Origin of the sequence: Pseudomonas plecoglossicida NBRC 103162 = DSM 15088 (assembly GCF_000730665.1) — a bacterium.
In the GTDB taxonomy this organism is placed as follows: Bacteria; Pseudomonadota; Gammaproteobacteria; order Pseudomonadales; family Pseudomonadaceae; genus Aquipseudomonas; species Aquipseudomonas plecoglossicida.
This window is the reverse complement of record NZ_BBIV01000019.1, coordinates 1-16019: the sequence shown is the minus strand read 5'-3', so window position 1 is coordinate 16019 and position 16019 is coordinate 1. Positions and strand designations below refer to the sequence as shown.

General features: G+C 58.2%; 13 protein-coding genes and 4 tRNA genes. All 17 read right to left on the bottom strand.

Going from position 1 to position 16019, the window contains the following annotated elements:
* Positions 1-39: 39 nt before the first annotated feature.
* The gene (gene rpoC / locus PPL01S_RS13190) at positions 40-4239 is read right to left on the bottom strand and encodes a DNA-directed RNA polymerase subunit beta' (RefSeq protein WP_028626227.1); all 4200 of its coding nucleotides are present in this window, start codon (positions 4237-4239) and stop codon (positions 40-42) included.
* Positions 4240-4303: 64 nt separating this feature from the next.
* A complete protein-coding gene (rpoB, locus tag PPL01S_RS13185; RefSeq protein WP_016392129.1) occupies positions 4304-8377 on the bottom strand; it encodes a DNA-directed RNA polymerase subunit beta in 4074 nt (1357 codons plus the stop codon).
* Complete coding sequence (locus PPL01S_RS25125) at positions 8377-8547, bottom strand: hypothetical protein (RefSeq protein WP_156042686.1); 171 nt, start codon at positions 8545-8547, stop codon at positions 8377-8379. Before PPL01S_RS25125 ends, rpoB begins: the two co-directional genes overlap by 1 nt.
* Positions 8548-8596: 49 nt before the next feature.
* Positions 8597-8962, bottom strand: a complete 366-nt coding sequence (gene rplL / locus PPL01S_RS13180) for a 50S ribosomal protein L7/L12 (protein WP_003255496.1) — start codon at positions 8960-8962, stop codon at positions 8597-8599.
* Between the two features lie 78 nt (positions 8963-9040).
* The gene (rplJ, locus tag PPL01S_RS13175) at positions 9041-9541 is read right to left on the bottom strand and encodes a 50S ribosomal protein L10 (protein ID WP_016392128.1); all 501 of its coding nucleotides are present in this window, start codon (positions 9539-9541) and stop codon (positions 9041-9043) included.
* A 198-nt stretch (positions 9542-9739) separates the two neighbouring features.
* Positions 9740-10435: a 50S ribosomal protein L1 gene (rplA, locus tag PPL01S_RS13170; RefSeq protein ID WP_016392127.1), complete on the bottom strand. Its 696-nt coding sequence runs from the start codon at positions 10433-10435 to the stop codon at positions 9740-9742.
* On the bottom strand, positions 10435-10866 hold the full coding sequence (gene rplK / locus PPL01S_RS13165; RefSeq protein WP_003255500.1) for a 50S ribosomal protein L11: 432 nt from the start codon (positions 10864-10866) through the stop codon (positions 10435-10437). The genes rplA and rplK overlap by 1 nt, the downstream gene beginning before the upstream one ends.
* Before the next feature lie 119 nt (positions 10867-10985).
* On the bottom strand, positions 10986-11519 hold the full coding sequence (nusG, locus tag PPL01S_RS13160) for a transcription termination/antitermination protein NusG (RefSeq protein ID WP_003255501.1): 534 nt from the start codon (positions 11517-11519) through the stop codon (positions 10986-10988).
* Between the two features lie 9 nt (positions 11520-11528).
* Complete coding sequence (gene secE, locus PPL01S_RS13155; RefSeq protein WP_008089117.1) at positions 11529-11897, bottom strand: preprotein translocase subunit SecE; 369 nt, start codon at positions 11895-11897, stop codon at positions 11529-11531.
* A 44-nt stretch (positions 11898-11941) separates the two neighbouring features.
* Positions 11942-12017 (bottom strand) — tRNA-Trp (locus PPL01S_RS13150).
* Positions 12018-12071: 54 nt separating this feature from the next.
* Positions 12072-13265: an elongation factor Tu gene (gene tuf, locus PPL01S_RS13145; protein WP_042156044.1), complete on the bottom strand. Its 1194-nt coding sequence runs from the start codon at positions 13263-13265 to the stop codon at positions 12072-12074.
* A 79-nt stretch (positions 13266-13344) separates the two neighbouring features.
* A tRNA-Thr gene (locus PPL01S_RS13140) sits at positions 13345-13420 on the bottom strand.
* Positions 13421-13450: 30 nt separating this feature from the next.
* A tRNA-Gly gene (locus PPL01S_RS13135) sits at positions 13451-13524 on the bottom strand.
* A gap of 24 nt (positions 13525-13548) precedes the next feature.
* Positions 13549-13632, bottom strand: a tRNA-Tyr gene (locus tag PPL01S_RS13130).
* A 152-nt stretch (positions 13633-13784) separates the two neighbouring features.
* Positions 13785-14210, bottom strand: a complete 426-nt coding sequence (locus tag PPL01S_RS13125; protein WP_016391474.1) for a hypothetical protein — start codon at positions 14208-14210, stop codon at positions 13785-13787.
* Positions 14211-14217: 7 nt separating this feature from the next.
* Entirely contained in the window at positions 14218-14964 is a 747-nt protein-coding gene (locus tag PPL01S_RS13120) for a pantothenate kinase (RefSeq protein WP_028626258.1), read from the bottom strand.
* Positions 14954-15913, bottom strand: coding sequence for a bifunctional biotin--[acetyl-CoA-carboxylase] ligase/biotin operon repressor BirA (gene birA, locus PPL01S_RS24675; protein ID WP_028626259.1), 960 nt, complete (start codon positions 15911-15913; stop codon positions 14954-14956). The genes PPL01S_RS13120 and birA overlap by 11 nt, the downstream gene beginning before the upstream one ends.
* Between the last annotated feature and the right edge of the window lie 106 nt (positions 15914-16019).

Below are 16019 nucleotides of genomic sequence, written 5' to 3'. Positions count from 1 at the left end.
CGATGGCCGTTCGGGGCTTGCCGGGGCCCTGCCCTGTACTTAGTTACCGCTGGAATTCAGCGCTTCGGTCAGTGCGGCTTCCACCTCACTGGCGCTTACACGCAGCGGTTTGTCGGCATCACGGCGACGCTTGCGCTCGCTGTGGTAGGCCAGACCGGTACCCGCCGGGATCAGACGACCCACGACCACGTTCTCTTTCAGGCCGCGCAGGTAATCGCGCTTGCCGGTTACCGCCGCTTCGGTCAGTACGCGGGTGGTTTCCTGGAAGGAAGCCGCGGAGATGAACGATTCGGTCGACAGCGACGCCTTGGTGATACCCAGCAGCACGCGGGTGAACTTCGAGATGAACTTGTCTTCGCCGGCGAGACGCTCGTTCTCGACCAGGACGTGAGTCAGTTCCATCTGGTCGCCCTTGATGAAGCTGGAATCGCCCGACTCGGAGATCTCGACCTTGCGCAGCATCTGACGCAGGATGGTCTCGATGTGCTTGTCGTTGATCTTAACGCCTTGCAGACGGTAAACGTCCTGGATCTCGTTGACGATGTACTTCGCCAGCGCGCTCACACCCAGCAGACGCAGGATGTCGTGCGGATCGCTCGGGCCGTCGGAGATAACTTCGCCGCGGTTTACCTGTTCGCCTTCGAAGACGTTCAGGTGGCGCCACTTCGGAATCAGCTCTTCGTACGGATCGCTACCGTCGGTCGGGGTAATGACCAGACGACGCTTGCCCTTGGTCTCCTTGCCGAACGCGATGGTGCCGCTGACTTCAGCCAGAATCGAGGCTTCTTTCGGACGGCGCGCTTCGAACAGGTCGGCAACGCGTGGCAGACCACCGGTGATGTCACGGGTCTTCGACGTTTCTTGCGGGATACGCGCGATAACGTCACCAACGCCGATCTGAGCACCGTCAGCCACACCCACCAAGGCGTTCGCCGGCAGGAAGTACTGGGCCGGTACGTCGGTACCTGGCAGGTACAGGTCCTTGCCGTTGGCGTCGACCATCTTGATGGCCGGACGGATTTCCTTGCCTGCGGCAGGGCGATCCTTGACGTCCAGCACCTCGATGTTGGTCAGGCCGGTCAGTTCGTCGGTCTGGCGCTTGATGGTGATGTTTTCTTCCATGCCCACGAAGGTCACGGTACCTTTCAGCTCGGTAACGATCGGGTGGGTGTGCGGGTCCCACTTGGCGACGATGGCGCCAGCTTCGACCTTGTCACCTTCCTTGACCGAAATCACCGCACCGTAAGGCAGCTTGTAGCGCTCGCGCTCACGACCGAACTCGTCGGCAATGGCCAGCTCGCCGGAACGCGACAAAGCAACCAGGTTGCCGTCAGCACGCTCGACCTGCTTCAGGTTGTGCAGACGCACCATACCGCCGTTCTTCACCTGGACGCTGTCGGCAGCCGAAGTACGGCTTGCAGCACCACCGATGTGGAACGTACGCATGGTCAGCTGGGTACCCGGCTCACCGATCGACTGTGCAGCGATAACGCCAACAGCTTCACCGATGTTCACCTGGTGACCACGCGCCAGGTCACGACCGTAGCACTTGGCGCAGATACCATAGCGGGTTTCGCAGTTGATCGGCGAACGCACGACTACTTCGTCGATGCTGTTCAGCTCGATGAACTCGACCCACTGCTCGTCGACCAGGGTACCGGCAGGAACGATGACGTCCTCGGTGCCTGGCTTGAACACGTCACGGGCAATGACACGACCCAGTACACGCTCACCCAGCGGCTCTACAACGTCGCCGCCTTCGATGTGCGGAGTCATGACCAGACCGTGGTCGGTACCACAGTCGATCTCGGTCACGACCAGATCCTGGGCAACGTCTACCAGACGACGGGTCAGGTAACCGGAGTTTGCAGTCTTCAGTGCGGTATCCGCCAGACCCTTACGAGCACCGTGGGTCGAGATGAAGTACTGCAGTACGCTCAGACCTTCACGGAAGTTCGCGGTGATCGGTGTCTCGATGATCGAGCCGTCCGGCTTGGCCATCAGGCCACGCATACCGGCCAGCTGACGGATCTGGGCTGCGGAACCCCGCGCACCGGAGTCAGCCATCATGTACATCGAGTTGAAGGACTCTTGATCGACTTCCTTGCCCTCGCGGTCGATGACTTTCTCTTTCGAGAGGTTGGCCATCATCGCCTTGGACACTTCGTCGTTCGCCTTCGACCACAAGTCGATGACCTTGTTGTACTTCTCGCCCTGGGTTACCAGGCCGGAGGCGTACTGGCTTTCGATTTCCTTCACTTCATCGGTGGCGCTGTTGATGATGCGCGCTTTCTCATCCGGGATGACAAAGTCGTTCACACCAATGGACACGCCAGAAATGGTGGAGTAAGCGAAACCGGTGTACATCAACTGGTCAGCGAAGATGACGGTCTCTTTCAGACCAACCACGCGGTAGCACTGGTTGATCAGCTTGGAGATCGCCTTTTTCTTCATTGGCTGGTTGACCACGTCGTACGGCAGGCCTGCCGGTACAACCTGGAACAGCAGCGCACGGCCGACGGTGGTGTCGACGATACGGGTGTTCTTGGTGATGCTGCCATCACGGTCTTTCACGGTCTCGTTGATACGGACCTTGATTTTCGCGTGCAGGGCGGCTTCGCCGGCGCGGAATACGCGGTCGACTTCCTGCAGGTCGGCGAATACGCGACCTTCGCCCTTGGCGTTGATGGCCTCACGGGTCATGTAGTACAGACCCAGTACAACGTCCTGCGACGGAACGATGATTGGCTCACCGTTGGCTGGCGACAGGATGTTGTTGGTCGACATCATCAGTGCGCGCGCTTCGAGCTGGGCTTCCAGGGTCAGCGGCACATGAACGGCCATCTGGTCACCGTCGAAGTCGGCGTTGTACGCGGCACAGACCAGCGGGTGCAGCTGGATGGCCTTGCCTTCGATCAGCACAGGCTCGAACGCCTGGATACCCAGACGGTGCAGGGTAGGCGCACGGTTGAGCAGTACGGGGTGTTCGCGAATCACTTCGGCGAGAACGTCCCATACCTCTGGCAGTTCGCGCTCGACCATCTTCTTGGCTGCCTTGATGGTGGTCGCCAGACCACGCATTTCCAGCTTGCCGAAAATGAACGGCTTGAACAGCTCGAGGGCCATCTTCTTCGGCAGACCGCACTGGTGCAGACGCAGGGTCGGACCTACGGTAATTACCGAACGGCCGGAGTAGTCAACACGCTTGCCGAGCAAGTTCTGACGGAAGCGACCTTGCTTACCTTTGATCATGTCGGCCAGGGACTTCAGCGGACGCTTGTTCGAGCCAGTGATGGCGCGACCGCGACGGCCGTTGTCCAGCAGGGCGTCGACCGCTTCCTGCAGCATGCGCTTTTCGTTACGCACGATGATGTCCGGCGCCGACAGATCGAGCAGGCGCTTCAGACGGTTGTTACGGTTGATCACCCGACGATAGAGGTCGTTCAGGTCGGAGGTCGCGAAGCGGCCGCCATCCAGCGGTACCAGCGGACGCAGGTCCGGCGGCAGAACTGGCAGGACGGTCAGGACCATCCACTCAGGCAGGTTGCCCGAACCCTGGAAAGCTTCCATCAGCTTCAGGCGCTTGGACAGCTTCTTGATCTTGGTTTCCGAGTTGGTCTGCGGAATTTCTTCGCGCAGGCGGCCGATCTCGTGCTCCAGGTCGATAGCGTGCAGCAGCTCGCGGACAGCCTCGGCACCCATGCGGGCATCGAAGTCGTCACCGAACTCTTCCAGCGCTTCGAAGTACTGCTCGTCGTTCAGCAGCTGACCCTTCTCGAGGGTAGTCATGCCCGGGTCGATAACGACGTAGCTCTCGAAGTAGAGCACACGTTCGATATCACGCAGGGTCATGTCCATCAGCAGGCCGATACGGGACGGCAGCGACTTCAGGAACCAGATGTGGGCAACCGGCGAGGCCAGTTCGATGTGCGCCATGCGCTCACGACGAACCTTGGCCAGGGCAACTTCAACGCCGCACTTCTCGCAGATCACGCCGCGGTGTTTGAGGCGCTTGTACTTGCCGCACAGGCACTCGTAGTCCTTGACTGGGCCAAAGATCTTGGCGCAGAACAGGCCGTCACGCTCAGGCTTGAACGTACGGTAGTTGATGGTTTCCGGCTTCTTAACTTCACCGAACGACCACGAACGGATCATTTCAGGCGACGCCAGACCGATGCGGATGGCGTCGAACTCTTCGACTTGACCCTGGTTTTTCAGCAAATTCAGTAGGTCTTTCAAGGCCTTTCCTCCTGGCGGAGCAGGGAGCGGGCATTACCTGCCCCACCCCCCTTCGCGTCACGTGTTATTCGGTTTCCAGATCGATATCGATACCGAGCGAACGGATCTCTTTGATCAACACGTTGAAGGACTCGGGCATGCCCGGCTCCATACGGTGATCGCCATCCACGATGTTCTTGTACATCTTGGTACGGCCGTTCACGTCGTCCGACTTCACTGTGAGCATTTCTTGCAGGGTGTATGCCGCGCCGTATGCTTCCAGCGCCCACACTTCCATCTCCCCGAAACGCTGACCACCGAACTGCGCCTTACCACCCAGCGGCTGCTGGGTAACCAGGCTGTAGGAACCAGTGGAACGCGCGTGCATCTTGTCGTCCACCAAGTGGTTCAGCTTGAGCATGTACATGTAACCAACGGTCACAGGACGCTCGAACTTGTTGCCGGTACGGCCGTCGAACAGCACCATCTGGCCGCTTTCTGGCAGGTCTGCCAGCTTCAGCATGGCCTTGATCTCACGCTCCTTGGCACCGTCGAAGACCGGAGTTGCCATTGGCACGCCTTTCTTCAGGTTGTTGGCCAGGGCGAGGATCTCTTCGTCGGTGAACTCTTCCAGGTTCTCCTGACGACCACCGATCTCGTTGTAGATCTCGGTGAGGAAGCCACGCAGCTCAGCGGCTTTGCGCTGTTCTTCGATCATGCGGTCGATCTTCTCGCCCAGGCCCTTGGCCGCGAGGCCCAGGTGGGTTTCGAGAATCTGACCGACGTTCATACGCGAAGGTACGCCCAGCGGGTTCAGTACGACGTCGACCGGAGTACCGTTGGCGTCGTGCGGCATGTCTTCCACCGGCATGATCACCGAGACGACACCCTTGTTACCGTGACGACCGGCCATCTTGTCACCCGGCTGGATGCGACGGCGGATTGCCAGGTAGACCTTGACGATCTTCAGTACGCCCGGAGCCAGATCATCGCCCTGCTGCAGCTTGCGCTTCTTGTCTTCGAACTTGTCGTCCAGCAGACGGCGACGATCGACGATGTACTGCTGAGCCTTTTCCAGCTGCTCGTTCAGTGCATCTTCGGCCATGCGCAGTTTGAACCACTGGCCGTGCTCCAGGCCGTCCAGCACTTCGTCAGTGATCACGGTGCCTTTCTTCAGGCCCGCGCCACCGTCGACCACCTGGCCGTTCAGGGCAGCACGCAGACGCTCGAAGGTTGCACCTTCGACGATGCGGAACTCTTCGTTGAGGTCCTTGCGGATCTCGTCCAGCTGCATCTTCTCGATGGCCAGGGCGCGGCTGTCGCGCTCGACGCCATCACGGGTGAAGACCTGTACGTCGATGACGGTGCCCTTGGTGCCGGTTGGCACGCGCAGGGAGGTGTCCTTAACGTCGCTGGCCTTCTCACCGAAGATTGCGCGCAGCAGTTTTTCTTCCGGAGTCAGCTGGGTTTCGCCTTTTGGCGTGACCTTGCCGACCAGAATGTCGCCAGCGCCGACTTCAGCACCTACGTAGACGATACCGGCTTCGTCCAGCTTGTTCAGTGCAGCTTCACCCACGTTCGGGATGTCCGCAGTGATTTCCTCTGGGCCAAGCTTGGTGTCACGCGCCACACAGGTCAGTTCCTGGATGTGGATGGTGGTGAAGCGGTCTTCCTGAACCACACGCTCGGACAGGCAGATGGAGTCTTCGAAGTTGAAGCCGTTCCACGCCATGAACGCGATGCGCATGTTCTGGCCCAGTGCCAGCTCACCCATGTCGGTGGACGGGCCGTCGGCCATGATGTCGCTACGCTGAACCTTGTCACCTTTGCTCACCAGCGGACGCTGGTTGATGCAGGTGTTCTGGTTCGAACGGGTGTACTTGGTCAGGTTGTAGATATCCACACCTGCTTCGCCGGTTTCCACTTCGTCGTCGTTGACACGAACAACGATACGGCTGGCGTCGACCGAGTCGATCACACCACCGCGGCGAGCAACCACGCAGACACCGGAGTCACGGGCAACGTTGCGCTCCATGCCGGTACCTACCAGCGGCTTGTCCGCGCGCAGGGTCGGTACAGCCTGACGCTGCATGTTCGAACCCATCAATGCACGGTTGGCGTCGTCGTGCTCGAGGAACGGGATCAGCGAGGCAGCAACGGAAACAACCTGCTTCGGCGAAACGTCCATCAGGGTGACGTCTTCCGGCGCCTTGACGGTGAATTCGTTCAGGTGACGGACCGCTACCAGCTCATCGATCAGCTGCTTCTTCTCGTTCATCGCGGCAGAAGCCTGGGCGATGACGTGATCGGCTTCTTCGATTGCCGACAGGAACACGATGTCGTCGCTGACCACGCCTTCCTTCACCACGCGGTACGGGCTTTCCAGGAAGCCGTACTGGTTGGTGCGGGCATAGGCTGCCAGGGAGTTGATCAGACCGATGTTCGGACCTTCAGGGGTCTCGATCGGGCACACGCGGCCGTAGTGGGTCGGGTGTACGTCACGAACCTCGAAGCCTGCACGCTCACGGGTCAGACCGCCCGGGCCGAGTGCGGAGACGCGGCGCTTGTGGGTGATCTCGGAGAGCGGGTTGTTCTGGTCCATGAACTGCGAGAGCTGGCTGGAGCCGAAGAACTCTTTCACCGCCGCCGCAACCGGCTTGGCGTTGATCAGGTCTTGCGGCATCAGGCCTTCGCTTTCTGCCATCGACAGGCGCTCTTTGACCGCGCGCTCGACACGCACCAGGCCAACGCGGAACTGGTTCTCGGCCATCTCGCCGACGCAACGTACGCGACGGTTGCCCAGATGGTCGATGTCGTCGACGATGCCTTTGCCGTTACGGATGTCGACCAGAGTCTTGAGGACCTCGACGATATCTTCCTTGCTCAGCACGCCCGAACCTTCGATCTCGGTACGACCGATACGACGGTTGAACTTCATGCGGCCAACGGCGGACAGGTCGTAACGCTCGGCGCTGAAGAACAGGTTGTTGAACAGGGTCTCGGCGGCGTCCTTGGTTGGCGGCTCGCCTGGACGCATCATGCGGTAGATCTCGACCAGCGCTTCCAGTTGGTTGCTGGTGGTGTCGATCTTCAGGGTATCCGAGATGAACGGACCGCAGTCGATGTCGTTGGTGTACAGGGTCTCGATGCGAACGACCTGAGCCTTGGCGATCTTGATCAGCAGCTCGGTGGTCAGCTCGGTGTTGCACTCGGCCAGGATCTCGCCGGTAGCCGGATGCACGATGGCCTTGGCAGTGGTGCGACCCAGGACGTATTCCATTGGAACGTCCAGCTGGTTGACACCGGCCTTCTCGAGCTGGTTGACGTGGCGCGCGGTAATACGGCGGCCTTGCTCGACGATGACCTTGCCGCTGCCGTCATGGATGTCCATGACCGCAACTTCACCACGCAGACGCTGAGGTACCAGTTCCAGGCTCAGTTTTTCGCCGGAAATGTGGAACACGTTGGTGGTGTAGAAGGTGTTCAGTACTTCTTCGGTGCTGTAGCCCAGCGCGCGCAGCAGTACCGAAGCCGGCAGTTTGCGGCGACGGTCGATACGCACGAACACGCAGTCCTTCGGATCGAACTCGAAGTCCAGCCACGAACCGCGGTACGGAATGATGCGCGCGGAGTACAGCAGCTTGCCCGAGCTGTGAGTCTTGCCACGGTCGTGGTCGAAGAACACACCAGGCGAACGGTGCAGCTGGGAAACGATTACACGCTCGGTACCGTTGATAACGAAGGTACCGTTCTCAGTCATCAGGGGGATTTCACCCATGTAGACTTCTTGCTCTTTGATGTCCTTGATCGCTTTGTTCGACGATTCCTTGTCGAAGATGATCAGGCGCACCTTGACCCGCAGTGGGACCGCGAAGGTCACGCCACGCAGGACACATTCCTTCACATCGAAGGCTGGTTCGCCCAGGCGATAGCCTACGTACTCCAGGGCAGCATTGCCGGAGTAGCTGATGATCGGGAATACCGACTTGAAGGCCGCGTGCAGGCCGACGTCGCGGAACTGATCCTTGGATGCTCCCGCTTGCAGGAATTCGCGATACGAATCCAGCTGGATGGCCAGGAGGTAAGGCACATCCATGACGTCCGGCAACTTGCTAAAGTCCTTGCGGATACGTTTTTTCTCAGTGTATGAGTAAGCCATCAGCGTTCCCCAGCTTGGTCACCTGCTTGTTTGGCTTCTCCCGGCGGGAGCAGCCAGAAAATCGTGCAAACCCCTTGGTTTGCGCCACCCACATGGGTGTCTTGCAGCTTGTTATCGGGGCCGACCTGGTCGACCACCAATAACGGAAAAAGGCCGGTGGCATAAGCCACCAGCCATCAGCCTTCGCTCAACGCTCCGGCTGGAGTCGCAAGGTCGAGATTACTTCAGCTCGACTTTAGCGCCTGCTTCTTCCAGCTTCTTCTTAGCGTCTTCAGCGGCTTCTTTCGAAACGCCTTCAGCTACAACCTGAGGAGCGCCGTCGACTTTCTCTTTGGCTTCTTTCAGGCCCAGACCGGTCAGCTCGCGAACGGCTTTGATCACGTTCACTTTCTTGTCGCCGGCTTCAACCAGAACAACGTTGAACTCGGTCTGCTCTTCAACAACGGCAGCAGCAGCAGCTGGGCCAGCAGCGGCAACAGCGGCGGTAACGCCGAAGGTTTCTTCCATTGCTTTGATCAGCTCGACAACTTCCAGAACGGTTTTCTGGCCGATTGCTTCGATGATTTGTTCGTTAGTCAGAGACATGACTTAAATCCTGTATTGGGGTGACAGCCTACGCAGCCATCAAATTAAACGTATGATTTTGAAAGAGTTTCGCGTGCCTTAGGCAGCGGTAGCTTCTTTCTGGTCGCGAATGGCTGCCAGAGTACGAGCCAGCTTGCTGGTAGCGCCTTGGATCACGCTCATCAGTTTCGCAATAGCTTCGTCGCGGGTCGGCAGGGTAGCCAACACATCGATCTGGTTCGCTGCAATGAAATTGCCGTCAAACGCAGCTGCCTTGATCTCGAACTTGTCCTGACCCTTGGCGAACTCTTTGAACAGACGGGCAGCAGCGCCCGGGTGTTCGTTGGAGAAAGCGATCAGGGTCGGGCCTTTGAACGCGTCGTTGAGGATCGAATACTCGGTGCCTTCAACTGCGCGCTTGAGCAGGGTGTTACGTACGACACGTACGTAAACGCCAGCTTCGCGGGCCTCTTTACGGAGTCCGGTCATTGCGCTTACAGTCACACCACGGGCATCGGCCACGACAGCGGACAGAGCGACTTTGGCAGCCTCGTTGACTTCAGCGACGATGGCCTTCTTGTCTTCGAGTTTAATTGCCACGGGTTTACTCCTGGTTTTTACCGTTTCATCTGGCCGAAGCCGGATGTCGTTTTGGTGTCTGATTCGGTAAACGAATCGGGAGCACCATCTGCGTAGGCTTGTGGTTTAAGGCTTGCGCCGCCTACGGTCTTGGATAGCCCCCGCCAGGCAGGGACCCCAATTTTTGCTGGCGGCGCGACTGGTCGCACCGCCATGTTCTTACACGTTCAGCGAGCTCTGATCGATGACCAGACCTGGGCCCATGGTGGTGCTCAGGGTAACGCGCTTGACGTAGATACCTTTCGAGGAAGCCGGCTTGATACGCTTCAGATCAGCGATCAGGGCTTCAACGTTTTCCTTCAGCTTGCCAGCTTCAAAACCGACCTTGCCAACGGAGGTATGGATGATACCGTTTTTGTCGGTACGGTAGCGAACCTGACCAGCCTTGGCGTTCTTCACGGCAGTGGCTACGTCTGGGCTCACGGTACCAACTTTCGGGTTAGGCATCAGGCCGCGAGGACCCAGAACCTGACCCAGCTGACCTACAACGCGCATGGCATCAGGCGATGCGATGACAACGTCATAGTTCAGGTCGCCGGCTTTCATTTCGGCAGCCAGATCGTCCATACCTACGCGGTCAGCGCCGGCAGCCAGAGCGGCTTCAGCAGCTGGACCCTGAGTGAAGACGGCAACGCGAACGGTCTTGCCAGTGCCGTGTGGCAGCACAGTAGCGCTACGTACGACCTGGTCGGATTTACGCGGATCAACACCGAGGTTCACGGCGATGTCGTAGGACTCGACGAACTTGGCAGCAGGCAGCGAGGCCAGCAGAGTTGCCGCTTCTTCGAAGTTGTAGGCCTTGCCTGCTTCGATTTTCTCGGCGATTGCCTTTTGGCGTTTGGTCAGCTTAGCCATTACACACCCTCCACGTTCAGGCCCATGCTGCGGGCAGAGCCAGCGATGGTGCGTACAGCAGCGTCCAGGTCAGCAGCGGTCAGATCAGCCTGTTTAGCTTTGGCGATGTCTTCCAGCTGAGCGCGGGTAACGGTACCGACTTTGACGGTGTTCGGACGAGCCGAACCACTGGTCAGGCCAGCAGCTTTCTTCAGCAGAACCGAGGCAGGGGTGCTCTTGGTTTCGAAAGTGAAGCTACGGTCACTGTAAACAGTGATGATCACAGGAGTCGGCAGGCCGGCTTCTTGACCCTGAGTACGGGCGTTGAAGGCCTTGCAGAATTCCATGATGTTCACACCGTGTTGACCCAGTGCTGGACCAACGGGTGGGCTTGGGTTGGCCTGGCCGGCCTTAACTTGCAGCTTGATGTAAGCCTGAATCTTCTTAGCCATGAGCTACTCCAATATCGGGTACGAACGCCAGATGGCTCCCCGGATGACTTGCGTTTTATCCCAGTGACGACAAAACCCCGCAGCACACAGGGCTGCGGGGTATGGGATGCTTCGTCCGCCTAGACCTTTTCGACCTGGCTGAACTCGAGCTCTACCGGAGTAGAGCGACCGAAAATGAGCACCGCCACCTGGAGGCGACTCTTTTCGTAGTTAACTTCTTCGACACTACCATTGAAGTCAGCGAACGGACCGTCAATGACTCGAACCACTTCACCCGGCTCGAACAGCGTCTTCGGCTTCGGCTTGTCACTACCATCGGCAACGCGACGCAGGATAGCTTCAGCTTCTTTATCGGTAATTGGCGCAGGTTTGTCTGCAGTACCACCGATAAAGCCCATCACACGAGGGGTGTCCTTGACCAAGTGCCAAGTCCCTTCGTTCATCTCCATCTGGACCAGTACATAGCCAGGGAAGAATTTACGCTCACTCTTGCGCTTCTGGCCGTTGCGCATTTCAACGACTTCTTCGGTCGGAACCAAGATCTCGCCGAAACCGTCTTCCATGCCAGCCAGCTTGACGCGCTCGATCAGGGAGCGCATTACATGCTTCTCGTAACCCGAGTAAGCATGCACAACATACCAACGCTTAGCCACGGGACACCTTTAGCCAACGATCAGGGAGACCGCCCAGCCGAGCAGGGAATCGAGACCCCACAGCAGCAGTGCCATAACCAGCACGACAGCCACGACAATCAGCGTGGTCTGGGTGGTTTCCTGGCGGGTCGGCCACACGACTTTACGGATCTCAGTACGAGCTTCCTTCGCCAGCGCAAAGAACGACTTACCCTTCGCAGTCTGCAGGGCTACAAAGCCTGCGACAGCAGCCAGGGCGAGAAGTGCGAGGACGCGATACAGGATTGGAGAGGCGGAGTAATATTGATTACCCACAACACCAACAACAACCAAAGCCACTACAGCCAGCCACTTGAACAGATCAAAACGCGATTCTTGGGCTTCAGTTTTGGGAGTCATCGGGGAGGATCCTGTAAGAAGAAAGCCAATCACACTGAGGTGAATGGCAGGTCAGGAGGGAATCGAACCCCCAACCTACGGTTTTGGAGACCGTCGCTCTGCCAATTGAGCTACTGACCTGTAACGCTGTATCAGGCCGGCCATTATACCGGCCTGATCAAGTAAATCAACTACTTATTCAATAATTTTTGCTACGACGCCGGCGCCGACGGTACGACCGCCTTCACGGATAGCGAAGCGCAGACCGTCTTCCATTGCGATGGTCTTGATCAGGGTAACAGTCATCTGAATGTTGTCACCTGGCATTACCATTTCAACGCCTTCCGGCAGTTCGCAGTTACCGGTCACGTCAGTGGTACGGAAGTAGAACTGAGGACGGTAGCCTTTGAAGAACGGAGTGTGACGACCGCCTTCTTCCTTCGACAGGACGTAGACTTCTGCGGTGAACTTGGTGTGCGGCTTGACCGAACCTGGCTTGACCAGAACCTGGCCACGCTCAACGTCGTCACGCTTGGTACCACGCAGCAGGACGCCGCAGTTCTCACCAGCACGACCTTCGTCCAGCAGCTTGCGGAACATCTCAACGCCGGTGCAGGTGGTGGTGGTGGTGTCACGCAGACCAACGATTTCCAGCGGATCCTGAACGCGGACGATACCACGCTCGATACGGCCGGTAACAACGGTACCACGACCCGAGATCGAGAATACATCTTCGATCGGCATCAGGAACGGCTGGTCGATGGCACGAACTGGCTCAGGGATGTAGGCATCCAGAGTTTCTACCAGCTTCTTGACAGCGGTAGTGCCCATTTCGTTGTCGTCTTTGCCTTCCAGGGCCATACGAGCCGAACCGATGATGATCGGGGTGTCGTCGCCTGGGAAGTCGTAGGCGGACAGCAGGTCGCGAACTTCCATCTCGACCAGTTCCAGCAGCTCAGCGTCGTCTACCAGGTCAGCCTTGTTCAGGAAGACCACGATGTACGGAACGCCAACCTGACGGGACAGCAGGATGTGCTCACGGGTTTGTGGCATCGGACCATCGGCGGCCGAGCAAACCAGGATCGCGCCGTCCATCTGGGCAGCACCGGTGATCATGTTCTTCACGTAGTCAGCGTGACCTGGGCAGTCAACGTGAGCGTAGTGACGAATGTTCGAGTTGTACTCGACGTGAGCGGTGTTGATGGTGATACCGCGCGCTTTTTCTTCCGGAGCCGAGTCGATCTTGTCGAACTCAACGACTGCCGAACCGAAAACTTCGGAGCAGACGCGAGTCAGAGCTGCGGTCAGAGTGGTTTTACCGTGGTCAACGTGGCCGATAGTGCCGACGTTAACGTGAGGTAGGGAACGATCAAACTTTTCCTTAGCCATCGATACAATCCTCCGCAGAAGAAATAGTCACAACGCTGATAAAACAAAGGCAGATATTTTCATATCTGCCTTGTTTATATGGAGCTCTTGAGCGGACTTGAACCGCTGACCTCACCCTTACCAAGGGTGTGCTCTACCAACTGAGCTACAAGAGCGAAACACATTGTGCAAAAAACCGGCAAACTTGGAGCGGGTAGCGGGAATCGAACCCGCATCATCAGCTTGGAAGGCTGAGGTTCTACCACTAAACTATACCCGCGGAGCTTGCAGCTCTCGCTAAAACTGGTGGAGGGAGAAGGATTCGAACCTTCGAAGCTCTCGCAACGGATTTACAGTCCGTCCCCTTTGACCGCTCGGGAATCCCTCCAGATGTGGCCGGCATTCTATTTGTCTGCCGCCCTAGTGTCAAGCGTTTTTTCAAATTTTTTCAATCAAATCTGAAACTTAGCTGCTTTGACACCGCTTCCGGTTCTACCACCTGAGTGGTGTTCCCTGTGAAGCGGGCGCCATTCTATCAAGCTATTCGCCAGTTGCAATACCCTGGCAGAAAATAATTCTATGTTTTAAGTCTTTGAAATCATTGGAAAGACTTGCGAGGACGGTTTGGTCCAGCAAACGCTCGCTTTCCGGGGCGATCTTCAGCCAGACACCGTCGGCGCCCGGCAGCTGGCCACTAACCGGTGCAGCGCTGATATCCAGGCTCAACAGGCGCTGACGCAAGGCGTCGAGCTGCTCACGCTCCGCGAAGCCACCCACCACCAGGCATTCATCACGGCGACGCGCCGACCCGGTCCCACCCATTTCACGCAACAGGCGAATCTCCTGCTGGCTTCCTTTATACAGCGACAGCGGAGCGACATCCTTGGCTTTTAGCGGGGCTTCCTGTTGGTGCCAGACGTAGTAGAAGACATTGAGCACCAGCAACAGCAGAAACAACCAACGCATAAGCACCTCAGTCCAGTGGGCAGGCCATTGCCAGGCCAACGAATACCAGGTCAGGAACCACGCGCGCCTGCGGCACTGCATTGCGCACCAAGGGCGCATCGCCACCGGTAAGGAAGACGGTGAAATCTTCTCCCCATAGGGTACGCGCCTGCTCGAGCTGAGCGCAGGCAAAACCTTGCAACATCAGTACACAGCCACGCTCTACGGCTTCGACCGTGGAGCGCCCAGGCGCGAGACTGGCCAGCGCGCGCTCGGCGGAAGCATCGTCGTAGCGAATACGCCGGGTATGCGTGCGCAGCTGACTGCGCATGAGCGGCATGCCCGGGCAAATGTAACCACCCAGGTGCTCACCATCGGCAGCAATGAAGTCGGCCTTGGCAGCAGTCCCGAGATCAATCACCAGGCACGCGCCCTTGGCCAGATGAAAAGCCCCCAAGGTGGCCAGCCAACGGTCCATCCCCAAGCGCTGGTAATCTTCGTAGCCATTACGCACCCCAGCCATTGTCTGGGCTGGCCGAGCAACTCGCGCCACAACACCAAAAGCCTGATCTATCAATGCACAGAGGGATGTCGTCTCTTCCTCGCTGCGCACACTGACGATGCGGCAAGCAGTCAGACGTGCCGACAAGGTCGTCACCTGCGCGATCAACGCCTGGTCCGAATCGACAATACCGCCCCCCACGATGGTGGCATCGGCAGTGTGAATCACCCGCCACTTGATGAAGCTGTTACCGCAATCGAGCTCAAGAATCATCACGCAACCTCAAACTGAGCTCTCCGCCACTGAAGCTCTTTTCTACACCCTCGACTTCAAGACGCAAGCCGCCCTGACCATCTACGCCCAGCACCACACCATCGATACGGGCACTACCCGCGATGAGCGATACATTACACCCCTGCCAAAGATGCGCTTGCTCCCATTCTTCCTGGAAAGCGGCAAAGCCATAGCGGCGATGGCGTGCCAGTTCGTGCTGCAACTGCTGACTGAGGGTTGCGACAAGGCGATTGCGATCAATTGCCGCACCGGTTTCGCGCCGCATCGAGGTCCATGCCTGGTCGACCTCCGTATTGGCTTGCATGTTCACATTGATGCCAACCCCCAGCACGACATGACAGACGTCAGCAGGGTCACCGACCAGCTCAAGAAGAATGCCGGTGATCTTTCGATCGCGAACAAGCACATCATTAGGCCACTTGAGCCCCACTTGCTTTACGCCGAAAGCCTGCAGTGTGCGCATGACCGCCAGCCCCACCACCAGGCTCAAGCCCTCGAGTTGGCGCATGCCACCATCGATACGCAGTACCAGACTGTAGTAAAGGTTCTCGCCGAAGGGGCTTACCCACTGCCGCCCACGACGACCACGCCCGGCACTCTGGCGCTCTGCAAGCACCAGGAAAGGCGCCGCCTGACCAACACCGGCCAACCTCAAGCCCTCCGCATTGGTCGAATCAATACTTTCGTGGATGAAGATGGGCCACTGTTCGCCCTCGGCGAACTCGGCGATAGCCTGCTCATCGAGCAAAGCCAGTGGCGCGGCAAGCTGGTAACCGCGGCCACGAACCTTGTGAATGGTGAGGTTCAGCTCACTCTCCAGGTGCTGCAGCTGCTTCCAGACGGCGCTGCGACTTACACCGAGGGCTGCCCCCAAGGCTTCACCGGAATGGAACCGGCCATCCTTGAGAAGATTCAACAACTTGAGCATGCCAGTCTCGACTTGGAATAAGGCTGGCATGATAGCTACGGGTAGTGGGCTTGCATAGGAAAACGGCAGTACTGAAAGGCTTCAAGCGTCGAGATTTTTCAGCCAT